Source organism: uncultured Lentibacter sp., from assembly GCF_937123735.1.
Lineage (GTDB): Bacteria > Pseudomonadota > Alphaproteobacteria > Rhodobacterales > Rhodobacteraceae > Lentibacter.
In genome coordinates, this window is record NZ_CAKZKL010000033.1 from 1 (window position 1) to 16327 (window position 16327).

Here is a 16327-nt window from a genome sequence, read left to right on the forward strand (position 1 = left end):
AGCGACAATTTTGAGACGCTGAGTGCCTGGGGCAAGGTGAAGGATTATCTCTGGCACATCACCCTGCCGGTGCTGGCCTCGACGATTTCGGGCTTTGCCACGCTGACGCTTCTGACCAAGAACAGCTTTCTGGATGAGATGAAGAAGCAATATGTGACGACGGCCAAGGCCAAAGGACTGAGCGAGGGCGCGGTGCTGTATGGCCATGTTTTTCGCAACGCTATGCTGATTGTGATTGCGGGCTTTCCGGCGGTTTTCATCGGGGTGTTTTTTGGCGCGTCGCTGATCATCGAGACGATCTTTTCACTCGACGGCCTCGGGCGGCTGGGCTTTGAGGCGGCTGTGGCGCGGGATTATCCGATTGTCTTTGGCACGCTCTTTATTTTCGGGCTGATCAGCCTTGTTGTCGGGATTCTCTCGGACCTGATGTATGTGCTGGTGGACCCGCGGATCGATTTTGAGCGGAGGGAAGGCTGATGGCACTCTCTCCCATCAATGCGCGGCGCTGGCGCAACTTCAAATCCAACCGGCGGGCTTACTTAAGCCTGTGGATTTTCAGCGTGCTGTTTGTGATGAGCCTGTTTGCCGAGTTTCTGGCCTATGACAAGCCGATCCTTGTGAACTATCGCGGGCAGTATTATGCGCCGATCTGGAATTTTTATCCTGAAACAGAGTTTGGTGGGGATTTTCAGACAGAGGCTGTCTACCGCGACCCGGAGGTGCAGTGTCTGATTGCTTCTGGCGGCTTGGAAGACTGTTTTGACGACCCTGAAGGGATTGTAGAAGCGATTGAGGCCGGCACATTTGCGGGCGAAGGCTTTGAGCCGGGCTGGGCGCTTTGGCCGCTTATCCCTTATTCGTTTGACACCGCTGTGGAGCGGCCCGGTGCGGCCCCCTTGCCGCCCAACGGGGAGAACCTGCTTGGCACGGATGCCAGCAAGCGTGATGTCTTGGCGCGGGTCATTCACGGGTTTCGCCTGTCTATCCTGTTCACACTGATTGTGACGGCGGCCTCCTCTCTCATCGGGATCGCGGCGGGGGCGGTGCAGGGCTATTTTGGCGGCTGGCTTGACCTTGTGTTCCAGCGGATCATCGAGATCTGGTCTTCCACACCGCAGCTCTATGTCATCATCATCATGTTTGCCATTCTTGGGCGCAGTTTCTGGCTTTTGGTGGCGTTGATGGTGCTCTTTGGCTGGATGGCGCTTGTGGGGGTTGTGCGGGCCGAGTTCTTGCGCGCGCGCAACCTTGAATATGTGCGCGCGGCCAAGGCGCTGGGCGTGGGCAACACCACGATCATGTTCCGCCATATGCTGCCCAATGCGATGGTCGCGACGCTGACGATGCTGCCCTTTATCGTGACGGGCACAATCTCGGCGCTGGCTGTGCTGGATTTTCTCGGCTTTGGGCTGCCCTCGAGTGCGCCGAGCCTTGGAGAGCTGACGCTCCAGGCCAAGCAGAACCTTGAAGCGCCCTGGCTGGCCTTCACGGCGTTTTTCACCTTTGCCATCATGCTCTCGCTGCTTGTCTTTATCTTTGAAGGCGTGCGCGATGCCTTTGACCCGAGAAAGACGTTTCAATGAGCTTGCTGACTGTCAAAGGCCTGAATGTGACCTTCCGTCAGGATGGCAAGGCGAACCATGCTGTGAAGGATGTATCCTTCAGCGTGGACCGTGGCGAGACTGTCGCGCTTGTGGGCGAGAGCGGCTCTGGCAAATCTGTGAGCGCGCTTTGCACCGTGTCTTTGCTGGGCGGGAGCGCCGAGGTGAGCGGCTCTGTCACATATGACGGGCAGGAGATGATTGGCGCGCGCGAGACGCTGCTGCGCAAGGTGCGCGGCAATGACATCAGCTTTATTTTTCAGGAGCCGATGACCTCGCTCAACCCTTTGCACACGATTGAAAAGCAGCTGGGCGAGAGCCTTGCACTGCATCAGGGTGTGGGCCGGGGCGCGGCGCGTGGGCGGATTCTGGAGCTGTTGCAGAAGGTGGGTATCCGCAATGCCGAAGAGCGGCTGACGGCCTACCCCCACGAGCTGTCTGGCGGCCAGCGCCAGCGTGTGATGATTGCCATGGCTCTGGCGAACAAGCCCGACATTCTGATTGCCGATGAGCCGACCACGGCGCTGGATGTGACCATTCAGGCGCAGATCCTTGAGCTTCTCAACGAGCTGAAGGAAAGCGAGAACATGGGGCTGTTGTTCATCACCCATGATTTGGGCGTGGTGCAGCGCTTTGCCGACAAGGTCTGCGTGATGAAGAGCGGCGAGATTGTGGAAAGCGGGCCGGCCAAGGCTGTTTTTGATGCGCCAAAGCACGCCTACACCCAGAAGCTTCTGGCCGCGCGGGCCGTGGGCCAGCCCGAGCCTGTGCCCGCAGGCGCAAAAGAGATTGTCAGCACCGAGGATCTGCGGGTCTGGTTCCCGATCAAGACGGGGCTGATGAAGCGCGTCACCGGCCATGTGAAGGCGGTGAACGGCGCGAGCATATCGGTGCGCGCGGGCGAAACACTTGGGATTGTGGGCGAGAGCGGGTCTGGCAAGACCACGCTGGCGCTGGCGATCATGCGGCTCATCGGCTCTGAGGGCGCGATCACCTATCAGGCGCAGGATGTGCGCGGCTGGAGCACCAAGACGCTGCGCAGCCTGCGCCGCGAGATGCAGATCGTGTTTCAGGACCCTTACGGCTCGCTCAGCCCGCGGATGAGCTGTGCCGAGATTATTGCCGAGGGGCTGGGTGTGCACGGGATGCCGGAAGGCAAGAGCGCGCGCGCGCTGGTGGCCGAGGTGATGGAAGAGGTTGGCCTCGACCCGGCCACGATGGACCGCTACCCGCACGAGTTTTCGGGCGGACAGCGCCAGCGAATTGCGATTGCGCGGGCGATGATTCTGCGGCCCAAGCTCGTGGTGCTCGATGAGCCGACAAGCGCGCTGGACATGACCGTGCAGGTGCAGATCGTGGACCTGTTGCGCGCGCTTCAGCGCAAATACGGGCTGGCCTATTTGTTTATCAGCCATGATCTCAACGTGGTGCGCGCGATGAGCCATAAGATGATTGTGATGAAACAGGGCGATATTGTGGAAGCGGGGCTGGCGGAAGAGCTGTTTGAGCGCCCGCAGACCGACTATGCCAAGACGCTGCTCACCGCGGCGCTGGAGCTGAAGGCCCACGGCGCGACAGAGTAAGCTGTTGCGCTGCACTGACGTGCATCGCGGTGGGGCCTCGCTGCGCTCGGCCAGACCCCCACTCGCCTGTCAGAAGGACGGTTTGGCGGGGTTTTGGAAAGAAAGCACCTGTCAGATCGCCGAGCTGTGGCCTGCTTTGCTGAGGTCGTAGGCATCAAAGGCGCGGGCAATGAGGCGGGTGAGCGGGCGCATGTCTTCGGGGATGAAAAGCCCGTCGGAATTGACTGTGAGGCCGCCACCGAAGCGTGCATTGGCTGCGGCGAGCATTTTGCGAAGCTCTGCTGCTGTGATTTTATGCTCTGCAAGGATCGCGGCGGCATCAATGCGAAAGTCGCACATCACCATTTCGATGAGCCTGCCGCGCAGCTTGTCTTCGGCGGAGAACACATGGCCACGGGCGGTGGAAAAGCGCCCCTCCTGTATTTTCTTCGTATGGGCCGAGGTGGCGGGGGCGTTTTGCGCATAGCCCTGCGGGAAGCGCGAAATGGAAGAGGCGCCGAGCCCGATGAGAACTTCGCTCGTGTCATCGGTATAGCCCTGAAAGTTGCGCTTGAGCTTGCCGGCCTTGAGCGCGCGCGTCAGCCCGTCTTCGGGGCGGGCGAAATGGTCGATCCCGATTTCGGCGTAGCCATCCCAGAGGAAGAGCTTGCGCGCGGCCTCAAACAGCTCCAGCCGCTCTTCCGGGGTTGGCAGTGCTTTTGAGGGAATCATCTGCTGGCGCTTGGCCATCCAGGGCACATGGGCATAACCATAGAGCGCAACGCGGTCGGGCGAGAGCGCGAGCAGCTTTTGCACGCTTTCTGTGATTCTTTGAGTCGACTGATGTGGCAGGCCGAAGAGAATATCGGCGTTGAGGCTTTCCACACCATGCGTGCGGATCATGTCGATCGCCTTGCGGGTGGTTTCAAAACTCTGGATGCGGCCGATGGTTTTCTGGATTTCATCGTCAAAATCCTGCACGCCGATGGAGGCGCGGTTCATGCCCGCAGCGGCAAGCGCATCAAGGCGCTCGCTGTCAATCTCGTTCGGGTCGATCTCGACGGAGAACTCGTACCTGTCAGAGAAGGGCGCAACTTTGGCGATCTCTTCCGCCAGATCGCGCATCATATCCGCGCTCAGAAGCGTTGGCGTGCCGCCGCCCCAATGCAGCCTTGCGAGGCTTATGCCCTTGGGCAGGCGCGCTTTCAGGAGCGCCAGCTCGGCCTTGAGCACCTCAAGATAGGCTTGCAGGGGCGCTTCTTTCTGGGTGCCCTGGGTGCGGCAGGCACAAAACCAGCAGAGCCGACGGCAAAAGGGCACATGAATATAAAGCGAGATCTCGCTGCCCTCGGGGATCGCCGTGATCCAGCGGGCAAAAAGCTCACCTGTCAGAGAGGGGGTAAAGTGCGGGGCCGTCGGATAGCTTGTGTAACGCGGAACCTTCGCGTCAAAAAGCCCTAGGTCTGCGAGTTGAGTTTTGCTTTTCATGGGCCTAGGATTATGCGCAGTAAACGGTATCGTCATTGATACAGATCAAGCGCGCGAAGTGACATTATGCAAAATATGACAGCACCCGACTTGCCTCGCAATTGCGACGATTGCCCGATTCGGCACAGAGCGGTCTGTGCCCGCTGCGAAACCGACGAGCTCGCGCGGCTTGAGGAGATCAAATATTACCGCAGCTATGAAGCCGGTCAGACAATTGTCTGGTCGGGAGACCGGATGGAGTTTGTCGGCTCGGTGGTGAAAGGCGTGGCCTCGCTCACGCAGGCCATGGAAGATGGCCGCACCCAGATGGTTGGCCTGCTGCTGCCGTCCGATTTTGTCGGCCGCCCCGGGCGCGAGACAGCGGCCTATGATGTGGTTGCGACCACAGGCGTGGTCATGTGCTGCTTTCGCAAAAAGCCGTTTGAGGACATGATGCTGCGCACGCCGCATATCGCACAACGCTTGCTGGAGATGACCCTCGACGAGCTGGACGCGGCACGCGAGTGGATGCTGGTTCTGGGCCGCAAGACAGCGCGCGAAAAAATCGCCAGCCTCCTGAGCATCATTGCCCGCCGCGATGTCACCTTAAACTTGGGAAAAGCGGCGGGTCCGATGGAGTTTGACCTGCCCCTCACACGCGAGGCGATGGCGGATTACCTGGGGCTGACCCTGGAAACAGTCAGCCGCCAGATCAACGCCCTCAAGCGCGACGGGGTGATCGACCTCACAGGCAAGCGCCATGTCACCGTGCCCGATTTTGACCGCCTCGCCGAGGAAGCGGGCGACGACAGCGATGGCGGTATGCTGAGCTGACAGAAAGGGTGAAAACAGCACGCGCCCTGAGCCTTTCTTGCCCTAGCCCTTTCTTATTGCCCTAAATATCCCAACTCAACCGCGCAACAGGTGCGCTCTATCGGGTATTGCCTTTGCTGTGCAAACTGCTTGGGGGGTGCGGGGGGCTTGCCCCCCGCCCGGGTCGGATTTTCGCGCAGCGAAAATCCGACAGCTTAATGCGCCATAAAGACAGGCAGTTTGCTTTGTTCCAGCATGTAGCGGGTTGCGCCGCCCAGGATGGCCTCGCGGAAGCGCGAGTGGCCGTAGGCGCCCATCACCACGAGGTCTGCATCAATATCGGCACCATGGCGCAGCAGCACATCAGAGACCCGGGGCATGGTCTTTGAGAGCACGTCGATTTCGCCATGCACACCGTGGCGCGCCAGCCAGACCGAGAGCAGACCGCCCGGATCGGAGCGGTTGGGCCCGTGTTTGGGCGGGTCGATCACCACCACATGCACATTGTCGGCCTGTTTCAGCAGCGGCAGGGCGGCGCGCACCGCGCCAAGGGCCTCGTCGCTTTCGTTCCAGCCGATGACCACGGTTTTGGGCGCGCCAAGCGGGGCGCGTTTTTCGGGCACGACAAGCACGGGCACGCGCGCCTCAAAGAGGCAGGCTTCCACCAGGGCTTCCTGCTCGGGGCCGCGGTCGTCTCCATAGGGGGTTGGCAGCACGGCGATATCGGCAAAGCGCGCGCGGGCGGCGGCGTGGCGGCCGATATCGGGCAGTTGGGCCATGCCATGGTCACAGCTCCAGCGCAGCACGGTTTTGCCCAGTTCGGCTTCGGCCAGTTTTTCAAGCGCAAGGGCGTCTTCATTGGCTTTCTCGATCACTTCCTGAAGCACCAAGGCGTTGGCACCAGCGTAGTAATAGCCGGTTTGGCTGCGGTCCACGCCGAGGCAGAGCGCCTCCAGATGGGCATCATGGGTTTCGCAGAGCGTGGCTGTGTGCTCCAGCATGGGCTGTGCGAGGTTGTCCTGGGTGAGCGCGGTGAAGATCGTTTTGTAAGACATTTCAGTCCTCCACGGTTGATGCGTTTGAGAGCAGCCTAGCGGCGTGGCGCGGGCGGGGCCTTGAAGCAGATCAAGAATTTTGCCGAGCCTTCTTGATGCAGATCAAGGCAGCGGCGGGGCGCAGCGCCCAAAAGACCCTGAGGAAACTCCCCTTGTGCGCGACAAAAGAGAATCGTGCGCGGGTAAGACGAAGGGACGAAACATGGGTAACTACATCAAGCTGGTTGTGCTTGCACTTATTGCGCTGTTTGCGCTGATTGCGACCAACTATGCGCGTGATCTGGCATATATGGTCAACGCGCTGACGGTTGCGCTTGTCGCAGGTGGACTTTTCATCTGGACGCTGCGCAAAACAGGGGAGCCGGCCACAACGGCTGATCTTTCCGGAGAATATATGGATGGCGTCGTGCGCGCAGGGGTCATTGCCACCTCCCTTTGGGGTGTTGTCGGCTTCCTTGTGGGGGTGACCATTGCCTTCCAGCTCGCCTTTCCGGCGCTCAACTTTGAGTGGGCGCAGGGCTACGCAAATTTTGGGCGCTTGCGGCCCTTGCACACCAGCGCGGTGATTTTTGCCTTCGGGGGCAACGCTTTGATTGCGACCTCCTTTTATGTGGTGCAGCGCACAAGTGCGGCGCGCCTTTGGGGCGGCAACCTTGCGTGGTTCGTGTTCTGGGGCTTCCAGCTGGTGATTGTTCTGGCCGCTACGGGGTATTTGCTCGGGGCAACACAATCCAAGGAATATGCAGAGCCTGAGTGGTATGTTGACTGGTGGCTCACCATTGTTTGGGTGGCCTATCTTGCGGTGTTTGTCGGCACGCTCGTCAAGCGCAAGGAGCCGCATATCTATGTGGCCAACTGGTTTTATCTGAGCTTTATCATCACCGTGGCGATGCTGCATGTGGTCAACAACCTGAGCATCCCTGTTTCAATGTTCGGTTCCAAGTCTGTTCAGGTGTTTTCCGGTGTTCAGGACGCGATGACCCAATGGTGGTATGGCCACAATGCCGTAGGCTTCTTCCTCACAGCGGGCTTTCTGGGCATGATGTATTACTTCATTCCAAAGCAGGCCGAGCGCCCCGTGTTCAGCTACAAGTTGTCGATCATCCACTTCTGGGCGCTGATCTTCATCTATATCTGGGCCGGTCCTCACCACCTGCATTATACGGCGCTGCCGGATTGGGCCAGCACGCTGGGCATGGTGTTCTCGATTGTTCTCTGGATGCCTTCCTGGGGCGGCATGATCAACGGCCTGATGACGCTTTCAGGCGCCTGGGACAAGCTGCGCACCGATCCGATTATCCGTATGATGGTGATTTCGGTGGGCTTTTACGGCATGTCCACATTTGAAGGTCCGATGATGTCGATCCGCGCGGTGAACTCGCTGTCACATTACACCGACTGGACAATCGGCCATGTGCACTCCGGTGCGCTCGGCTGGAACGGCATGATCACCTTTGGTGCGCTCTACTTCCTTGTGCCCAAGCTGTGGAACCGTGAGGGCCTTTACAGCCTGCGTCTGGTGAGCTGGCACTTCTGGCTCGCGACCATCGGCATCATTCTTTACGCGGCATCCATGTGGGTAACGGGTATCATGGAAGGCCTGATGTGGCGTGAAGTCGATGCCAACGGTTTCCTTGTGAATTCGTTTGCCGACACCGTGAGCGCCAAATTCCCGATGTATGTGGTGCGCGGCCTGGGCGGAACCCTGTTCCTCACTGGTGCCATCATCATGTGCTACAACCTTTGGATGACTGTGAAGCGTTCGCCGGCTGTTGAAGCCACGAACCAAGTCGTCCCTGCAGAATAAGGAGGGATAGAGAATGGCTATTCTTGACAAACACGCGATCCTTGAGCGCAACGTAACGCTTCTTGCGATCTTCGCCTTCCTTGTTGTGACGGTTGGGGGCATTGTGCAGATTGCACCGCTCTTCTGGCTTGAAAACACCATTGAGGATGTAGAGGGTATGCGCCCCTACACCCCTCTGGAGCTGGCCGGGCGCGACATCTATATCCGCGAGGGCTGCTATGTCTGCCACAGCCAGATGATCCGCCCGATGCGCGACGAAGTGGAGCGCTACGGCCATTACTCGCTGGCGGCGGAGTCACAATATGATCATCCGTTCCAGTGGGGCTCAAAGCGCACCGGGCCAGACCTTGCCCGTGTGGGCGGGCGCTACTCGGATGACTGGCATGTTGACCACATGCGCGACCCGCAATCTGTTGTGCCTGAATCTGTGATGCCGAAATACGGCTTCCTTGAGAACAAGATGATCGAGGGTGAGTATATGGGTGATCTGCTGAAGACACATGCCTTTGTGGGGGTGCCTTACAGCGAAGAGATGATCGCCAGCGCGCAGACCGATTTCCTGGCGCAGGCCGACCCTGACAGTGATTACGACGGTTTGCTGGAGCGCTACGGGGAGAACGTCAATGTGCGCAACTTTGACGGACAACCCGGTGTTTCGGAAGCGGATGCGTTGATTGCCTATCTGCAAATGCTCGGCACGCTGGTTGATTTCTCAACCTTCACTGCCGACGCAAGCCGCTAAGGGGGAGGGGATCATGGAAACCTATTCACTCTTGCGGCAATTTGCGGACAGCTGGATGCTCCTGGCCTTGTTCACCTTCTTTGTGGTCATGATCCTCTGGGTCATGTTCCGCCCCGGGGCGAGCAAGACATATCGCGATGTTGCGAACATCCCTTTCCGTCACGAAGACAAGCCTGCGCCAGCCAATACCACTGGCGGCGAAAAGGAGGCCTAAGACATGGCAAAGCAACCTATCAAGAAAGAAGATCCGTCAACAACCGGCCACAGCTGGGACGGCATTCAGGAGTTCAACAACCCCTTGCCGCGTTGGTGGCTGTGGATTTTCTACGCCTGTATCGTCTGGGGGCTCTGGTATTCTGTTGCCTATCCCGCATGGCCAGGCATCAAGAGCGCCACGGCTGGCTATCTTGGCTTTTCCACGCGGGCCGAAGTGGCGGCAGATATTGCCACGGTTGAAGCGCAGAATGCGGCGATCAACGAAAAGCTCGCCTCTGTCGAGCTGGCGGCGATTGCCACGGACCCTGAGCTGGAAGGCTACGCAAAATCGGCCGGCTCTGCTGTCTTCAAGACATGGTGCGCCCAGTGCCACCAGACCAACGGAGCGGGCGCCAAAGGCTATCCGAACCTGCAAGATGACGACTGGCTTTGGGGCGGCAGCATGGAAGAGATCCATCTGACATTGCTGCACGGTATCCGCAGCGAAACCGACGATGACACCCGCTACTCGGAGATGCCTGCCTTTGGCCGCGACGAGCTTCTGGAAGAGGAAGAGATCAGCCAGGTTGTCAATTATGTCATGTCGTTGACGCCAAATGTGAACCCGCCGCAGGATGCGTCTTTGGTTGCGGCCGGTGCGGTTGTGTATGAAGACAATTGCGCTTCCTGCCACATGGAAGACGGCTCGGGCGACCGCTCACAAGGTGCGCCCAACCTGGCCGATGCGATCTGGCTTTATGGCGGCGATTACGCCTCCATCAGCGAAACAGTCCATAACTCGCGTTATGGTGTGATGCCGGACTGGAACGAACGGCTGTCAGAAGCGCAGATCCGCGCTGTGGCAACTTATGTTCACCAGCTTGGTGGTGGTGAGTAACGAGGGATCCGGGGGCGCTTGCGCCCTCGGGTGAGACACCGGCGCTTCCGTCCTGTTCGCGCGTTTCCTGGAAGCCCGGTGTCTCTTTTTTAAGCAAAGCCGAAGGGGAAACCCTTCGGCTTTTTTGTATGGGATACCGGCCGGGCGGCCAAAAAAAACGCCCTGTGCTACAAGGTAGCTCCAAGGCGTTTTCGCTGGAGATCCGTCCTGTTCGCGCAGTCCGGAAGCTGACTGGCTGTCTTTTTAGCATTTTGGCGGCGAAAACGCCAGAAAAGATATTTCAAAGATATAAATTTGATGCAGGTCAAAGAGAAAGCCGGGGTTGGCTGCGAGAAAGACAGGGAATAAAACCCTCTATCGGAGTGAGTCCGTGTCAGATTCTCAGTTGAGCACCCCCCCGAGCCTCTACAAAGCCCGCGAACCTGTTTTCCCCAAAAAGGTCTATGGCAAGTTTCGCAACCTGAAGTGGCTTATCATGATTGTCGCTTTGGGGATTTATTACATCACCCCGTGGATCCGCTGGGACAGGGGGCCAAGCCTGCCCGATCAGGCCGTGTTGATTGATCTGGCGAGCCGTCGGTTTTACTTTCTTTGGATCGAGATCTGGCCGCATGAATTTTACTTTGTGGCGGGTCTCCTGGTCATGGCGGGTTTGGGGCTGTTTCTCTTTACCTCGGCCCTGGGGCGGGTGTGGTGTGGCTATGCCTGCCCGCAGACTGTCTGGACGGATCTGTTCATTCTGGTCGAGCGCTGGATCGAGGGGGACCGCAATGCGCGCCTACGCCTGCACCGGCAGAAAAACTGGGATTTCACCAAGCTGCGCCTGCGGCTGACAAAGTGGATCACCTGGCTGTTGATTGCTGTGGCGACGGGTGGGGCCTGGGTGTTTTATTTTACCGATGCCCCCACGCTTCTGGGCAACCTTTTGCAAGGCACGGCGCATCCTGTGGCCTATACGACCATCCTTATCCTGACGGCCACCACCTTCTTTTTTGGCGGTTTCGCGCGGGAGCAGATTTGCATTTACGCCTGCCCCTGGCCGCGCATTCAGGCGGCCATGATTGATGAGGATACGCTCACTGTGGCCTATCGCGACTGGCGCGGAGAGCCGCGTGGCAAGATGCGCAAGGGCGAGCTGGACCCGAACCAGGGCGATTGTATCGACTGTATGGCCTGTGTGAACGTCTGCCCCATGGGGATCGACATCCGCCATGGCCAGCAGATGGAATGTATCACCTGTGCGCTTTGTATTGACGCCTGTGACGAGGTCATGGACCGGATCGGCAAGCCGCGCGGCTTGATCGACTATATCGCCCTGACAGACGAGACCAACGAGCGCGCAGGCATGGACCCAAAGCCGATCTGGAAGCATGTTTTGCGCCCGCGCACCATTCTTTACACATCGCTGTGGTCGCTTGTGGGCATTCTGCTGGTGGTTGCGTTGTTCATTCGCTCAGACATCGAGATGACGGTCGCGCCGGTGCGCCAGCCCACATATGTAACCCTCTCTGATGGCTCTATTCGCAACGTTTATGAGGTGCGCCTGCTCAACAAGCACGGCGAGGAGCGCCCCTTCCGGCTGACCGTGAAGGGCGACCCGACGCTGCGCCTTCAGGTTGAGGGAAGCCCTTATGAGACGGTGACCGTGCCTGCGGACACAACCCAGCTTGTCAGAACCTATGTTGTCGCTCCCCCCGGATCGAAGCCCGCCGAGAGCGAGCGCGTTGATATCCGCCTTTGGGTTGAGGACATAGCCACAGGCGCGCGCGCGCACAAAGACACAATCTTTAACGGGAGGGCCAACTGATGGTGGGACGCGAAATCACGGGGAAACATGTTCTTATCGGCTTTTGTGCCGCTTTTGGGGTGATCATCTCGGTCAATCTGTTGCTGGCCTATAATGCGGTCCAGACTTTTCCGGGGCTGGAAGTGAAGAACTCTTATGTGGCCAGCCAGCAGTTTGATGTGCGCAAGGCCGCGCAGGAGGCGCTGGGCTGGGAGGTGCGCGCGAGCCATCAAGAGGGTGTGCTGCGGCTTGTGATGAACGGGGCAGATGGCGCGCCTGTTTACCCCACCGAGATGGAGGCCGTTCTGGGCCGCGCCACGCAGATCAAGGATGACCAGTTGCTTGAGTTTACCCATGACGGCAGCGCTTTTGTTGCGCCTGTGGAGCTTGCGCCGGGCAACTGGAACATCCGGATGACAGCCACGGCAGAAGACGGCACGCTCTATGCCAAGCGTTTGGTTCTGCATGTGAAAAAGTAAGGACACGACCGTGAGCACCAGCATTTCAGCCTGCCCTGCCTGTTCCGCTGCGCCCGCAGCAGAAGATCTTGCCGACCGCGCCGCGCAGAAGGATGCGCGGCTGGCGCTATCTTTGCCCTCTATCCATTGTGCCGCCTGTATTGCGGCGGTGGAGCGGCGGCTGGCGGCGGAGCCGGGTGTAAAGAGCGCGCGGGTCAACCTGACGCTCAAGCGCGCAACCATCGAAGCGGAGCCCGAGGTTACGGCACGCCAGCTTGTAGAGGTGCTCGATGGTATTGGCTATGAGGCGCACGAGCTCGACGCCGGCACGCTGAGCGCCACGCAGACCGACCGCGCCGGGCGCGAATTGTTGATGCGCCTTGCGGTGGCGGGCTTTGCGAGCATGAACGTGATGCTGCTGAGTGTCTCGGTCTGGTCGGGGGCGGAAGACGCCACGCGCGACATGTTTCACTGGATTTCTGCGGCCATTACCCTGCCCACGATTGCCTTTTCAGGGCAGCCGTTCTTTCGCAGCGCTTGGGGCGCGCTCAGGGCAGGCCGGCTCAATATGGATGTGCCGATCGTTTTGGCGATTGTGTTGGCTGTTGTGACCTCGCTTTGGGAGACCAGCCTTTCGGGCGAACATGCCTATTTTGACGCGGCTTTGACATTGACCTTCTTCCTGCTTGCGGGGCGCTATCTTGACCACCGCACCCGCGCTGTGGCGCGTTCGGCCGCCGAGGAGCTGGCTGCGCTGGAGGTGCCGCGCGTCACGTTGCTGCTGGACGGGCAGGAGCGCGAAATCCCGGCGGCGGAGCTGGTGATTGGCGACATCATTCTGGTGCGCCCCGGCGGGCGGATGCCTGTGGATGGCGAGATCATCGAGGGGCAGAGCGAGCTGGACCGCTCTCTTCTCACGGGGGAAAGCCTGCCTGTTTTTGCTGGCGTTGGGCAGGCTGTTTCGGCGGGGGAAGTGAACCTGACGGGGCCTTTGAAAATACGCGCGAGCGCTGTGGGCGAGGAAACTTCGCTGCACCGCATGGCCGACCTTGTTGCCATCGCGGAATCGGGGCGTTCGAAATATACCTCGCTCGCGGATGCGGCGGCCAAGCTCTATGCGCCGGGGGTGCATATCCTGTCGGCTTTGGCCTTTTTCGGCTGGCTGCTCTATGCGGGTGACATGCGCGTGGCGCTCAATATTGCAGCGGCGGTGCTGATCATCACCTGCCCCTGTGCGCTTGGCCTTGCCGTGCCTGCGGTGACCACGGCGGCGAGCGGAAAGCTCTTTCGCAAGGGGATGTTGATCAAGCATGAGACCGCGCTGGAGCGGCTGGCCAGCGTTGACACGGTTGTTTTTGACAAGACCGGCACGCTCACGGAAGGCACCCCCGAGCTGACCAATGGCGCGGATGTGCCAGCGGAGGATATGGCGCTGGCGATGGCCTTGGCGGAAGGCTCTTCGCACCCGCTTGCGCGGGCGATCTGTGCGGCGGGCAAGGCGGCGGGCGTTCAGCCCCTGACGCTTGACGCGGTGCAGGAAGTGCCCGGCTTTGGGGCGGAGGGCAGGCTTGCGGGTGAGCCTGTGCGCCTTGGCCGTGCGGCATGGGTGGGCGCGACGGCGGGCGATGTGACGAGCACATGGCTCAAGCACGGCGCGGCTGCGCCGGTGGCGTTTGAATTCAGCGACAGCCTGCGCGCGGGGGCCGAGGAGGCCGTGCGCGCGCTCAAGGCGGCAGGCAAGGATGTGGTCCTGATGTCGGGCGACACGCGGCCTGCCGTTGAGGCGATGGCGGCGCGGCTGGGCATTGCCACATGGGTGGCAGAAGCCCTGCCGAGCGACAAGGCCGAACAGATCACCGCGCTGGCAGAGGCGGGCCATAAGGTGCTCATGGTGGGCGACGGGCTGAACGACACGGCGGCGCTGACGGCGGCGCATGTCTCGATCTCGCCTGCGAGCGCCCTGGATGCGGCGCGGGTGGCGAGCGATATTGTGCTTTTGGGCGGCAACCTTGCGCCCATTGCCGAAGCCACGCAAACCGCGCAATCGGCCGTGAAGCGGATCAAGGAGAATTTCCGGATCGCAACGGTTTACAACATCATCGCCGTGCCGCTGGCTGTGGCGGGGTTTGCCACACCGCTGATCGCGGCCTTGGCGATGTCATCTTCGTCCATTACAGTTTCGCTCAATGCTATGCGGCTGCGAGGGTAGGCCTTGAATATTCTGTCTTATCTCATCCCGATCTCGCTCATTTTGGGCGGTGTGGGGCTTGGATTCTTCATCTACACTCTGAAGACCAACCAATATGACGACCCGGAAGGTGATGCGCGCCGTATCTTGTCAGATGCCTATGACGACAAGCCCAAGCCGGATTGAAACGGCAAAACAAAAGCCCCGCAGAGAGCGGGGCTTGGTGGCGTTTTGCGAAAGGGGCCGCAGTTAGCCCGGCCCGATCATGAAACAGGTGACATTGCGGGCTTGCAGGCGCTGGCAGGCCAGCTCGGCGCGCTCGCGGGTGAGACCGTTGAAATTGGCTTCAAAGCCGCGCGGGCGCTGCACGACTTTGCGCAGGGAGCCATCCAGCGTTTCCATCTCATTCAGGGCTGTCTTCAGGAGGGCGCGCTCGGCGTGGTAGCGCGAATTGAAACGGCCCACATTGATGCCCCAGTGCTTGCCTCCGGAGGTGGACACACGGGTGACAACCTCGCGGATGGGTGTTTGGATTTGTTTGTTTTGAACCGAGGTTTTGACGCTGGCCAGAACCAGATCAACAGGTTCGCTTGATGCGGCCGGGGTGTCCGGGCTCAGGCCCTGGGCTTCTTGCAGCGCTTGGGTGATGTCGTCTTTCATGGCCAGCAACACAGGCTCGGACACCCTTACAGGGCGGCGTTGCGGGCGCAGACTTTTCTTGACGGCAGTGACGAGGCGGATGGTTTTGCCCGCGGGCATTGTGCCGTTTTCGGCCACAAGCGGGCCGGTCTCGCGGCCATAGACAGGTGGTTTGGGCTTGTCTATGCGCACGCGGCTGGGCGCGCTGCGAAAACCCAGATCGAGCAGCTCGGCCACGCGCGCGTTGCGGGTGGCTGTGGAGCGGCCTCCAAAGACCGTGGCAATCACCCGCTCGCTGCCCCGCTCGGCAGAGGCGACAAGGTTAAAGCCCGCGGCGCGGGTGTAGCCTGTCTTGATCCCGTCGGCCCCCTTGTAGGCCGCCAGAAGACGGCGGTTTGTATTGGCCACCTGCCGTATGCCGGCATCGGCGGAGCGGCGCGAAAAGAGGTTGTAATATTCGGGGTAGTCATAGAGCACATGGCGCCCCAGCAGGGTCATGTCGCGGGCCGTGGACAAATGGCCTTTCTCGGTCAGGCCATGGGCGTTTTTGAAGGTTGTGCGGGTCATCCCGAGCGCCTTGGCTGTGCGGTTCATGCGGCGGGCAAACTTGGCCTCGGAGCCGGAAATGGCTTCGCCGATTGCTGTGGCGCAATCATTGGCCGATTTGATCGCGGCGGCGCGGATACAATGGCGCAACTTGATGCGCTGGCCTGTGCGCAGCCCCAGTTTTGAGGGAGGCTCTGAGGCTGCGTTTTTGGAAACGCGGATCATCGTATCCAGGCTGATTTCGCCTTGCTCAACCGCTTCAAAGGCGATGTAGAGCGTCATCATCTTGGTGAGGGAGGCAGGGTGCAGGCGGGTGTCGGCGTTGGCAGAGTGCAAGACCTCGCCGGTGCGCGCATCCATCACCATGGCCGCATAGGGCGCCGCTGTTGCGCTGTGCGGGAGCGCAATCCAAAGCCATAGGAATCCAAGGAAGAGGCCCTTGCGGACCTTAGAAATACACTGCCTCACAGCTTTCGCCTTTTTCTGCCTCAAAGCCGCCGATTTGCCCGACTGGCCATTTTTGATTTGAAATCAGGCTAACATATTCTCCTTATTCGATAAAGTTTTCAT

General features: G+C 59.9%; 15 protein-coding genes. 12 read left to right on the top strand and 3 right to left on the bottom strand.

Going from position 1 to position 16327, the window contains the following annotated elements:
* From Q0478_RS10635 to Q0478_RS10645, 3 genes are all read left to right on the top strand, one after another.
* On the top strand, positions 1 to 477 hold a 477-nt coding region (locus Q0478_RS10635; RefSeq protein WP_298679072.1), incomplete at its 5' end, for an ABC transporter permease subunit.
* Positions 477 to 1583: an ABC transporter permease gene (locus Q0478_RS10640; RefSeq protein ID WP_298679074.1), complete on the top strand. Its 1107-nt coding sequence runs from the start codon at positions 477 to 479 to the stop codon at positions 1581 to 1583. The genes Q0478_RS10635 and Q0478_RS10640, both read left to right, overlap by 1 nt.
* Positions 1580 to 3184 (top strand): ABC transporter ATP-binding protein, encoded by a 1605-nt coding sequence (locus tag Q0478_RS10645; protein WP_298679075.1) that lies wholly within the window; start codon positions 1580 to 1582, stop codon positions 3182 to 3184. Before Q0478_RS10640 ends, Q0478_RS10645 begins: the two co-directional genes overlap by 4 nt.
* A gap of 111 nt (positions 3185 to 3295) precedes the next feature.
* Here the strand turns inward: Q0478_RS10645 and hemN are convergent, their stop codons facing one another.
* Positions 3296 to 4651 (bottom strand): oxygen-independent coproporphyrinogen III oxidase, encoded by a 1356-nt coding sequence (hemN, locus tag Q0478_RS10650; RefSeq protein ID WP_298679076.1) that lies wholly within the window; start codon positions 4649 to 4651, stop codon positions 3296 to 3298.
* 75 nt (positions 4652 to 4726) lie between these two features.
* On the opposite strand from hemN, the gene fnrL reads away from it, so the two are divergent.
* A complete protein-coding gene (gene fnrL, locus Q0478_RS10655) occupies positions 4727 to 5464 on the top strand; it encodes a transcriptional regulator FnrL (RefSeq protein WP_298679197.1) in 738 nt (245 codons plus the stop codon).
* 194 nt (positions 5465 to 5658) lie between these two features.
* Here fnrL and Q0478_RS10660 read toward each other — a convergent pair whose 3' ends face one another.
* Positions 5659 to 6498 carry a universal stress protein gene (locus Q0478_RS10660; protein ID WP_298679078.1) on the bottom strand — a complete coding sequence of 280 codons (840 nt, stop codon included), beginning with the start codon at positions 6496 to 6498 and terminating at the stop codon, positions 5659 to 5661.
* Positions 6499 to 6700: 202 nt separating this feature from the next.
* On the opposite strand from Q0478_RS10660, the gene ccoN reads away from it, so the two are divergent.
* From ccoN to ccoS, 8 genes are all read left to right on the top strand, one after another.
* Positions 6701 to 8305, top strand: a complete 1605-nt coding sequence (ccoN, locus tag Q0478_RS10665) for a cytochrome-c oxidase, cbb3-type subunit I (RefSeq protein ID WP_298679079.1) — start codon at positions 6701 to 6703, stop codon at positions 8303 to 8305.
* A 13-nt stretch (positions 8306 to 8318) separates the two neighbouring features.
* Positions 8319 to 9047 carry a cytochrome-c oxidase, cbb3-type subunit II gene (gene ccoO / locus Q0478_RS10670; RefSeq protein WP_298679080.1) on the top strand — a complete coding sequence of 243 codons (729 nt, stop codon included), beginning with the start codon at positions 8319 to 8321 and terminating at the stop codon, positions 9045 to 9047.
* Between the two features lie 13 nt (positions 9048 to 9060).
* Positions 9061 to 9261: a cbb3-type cytochrome c oxidase subunit 3 gene (locus tag Q0478_RS10675; RefSeq protein WP_298679081.1), complete on the top strand. Its 201-nt coding sequence runs from the start codon at positions 9061 to 9063 to the stop codon at positions 9259 to 9261.
* Between the two features lie 3 nt (positions 9262 to 9264).
* The gene (gene ccoP, locus Q0478_RS10680; protein ID WP_298679083.1) at positions 9265 to 10140 is read left to right on the top strand and encodes a cytochrome-c oxidase, cbb3-type subunit III; all 876 of its coding nucleotides are present in this window, start codon (positions 9265 to 9267) and stop codon (positions 10138 to 10140) included.
* 370 nt (positions 10141 to 10510) lie between these two features.
* On the top strand, positions 10511 to 11947 hold the full coding sequence (gene ccoG / locus Q0478_RS10685) for a cytochrome c oxidase accessory protein CcoG (protein ID WP_298679085.1): 1437 nt from the start codon (positions 10511 to 10513) through the stop codon (positions 11945 to 11947).
* The gene (locus tag Q0478_RS10690) at positions 11947 to 12405 is read left to right on the top strand and encodes a FixH family protein (protein WP_298679086.1); all 459 of its coding nucleotides are present in this window, start codon (positions 11947 to 11949) and stop codon (positions 12403 to 12405) included. The genes ccoG and Q0478_RS10690 overlap by 1 nt, the downstream gene beginning before the upstream one ends.
* Positions 12406 to 12415: 10 nt before the next feature.
* Positions 12416 to 14593, top strand: a complete 2178-nt coding sequence (locus Q0478_RS10695; RefSeq protein WP_298679087.1) for a heavy metal translocating P-type ATPase — start codon at positions 12416 to 12418, stop codon at positions 14591 to 14593.
* A 3-nt stretch (positions 14594 to 14596) separates the two neighbouring features.
* Positions 14597 to 14758, top strand: coding sequence for a cbb3-type cytochrome oxidase assembly protein CcoS (gene ccoS, locus Q0478_RS10700; protein WP_298679089.1), 162 nt, complete (start codon positions 14597 to 14599; stop codon positions 14756 to 14758).
* Between the two features lie 63 nt (positions 14759 to 14821).
* Here ccoS and Q0478_RS10705 read toward each other — a convergent pair whose 3' ends face one another.
* Positions 14822 to 16123: a D-alanyl-D-alanine carboxypeptidase family protein gene (locus tag Q0478_RS10705; RefSeq protein ID WP_298679199.1), complete on the bottom strand. Its 1302-nt coding sequence runs from the start codon at positions 16121 to 16123 to the stop codon at positions 14822 to 14824.
* Positions 16124 to 16327 lie beyond the last annotated feature (204 nt).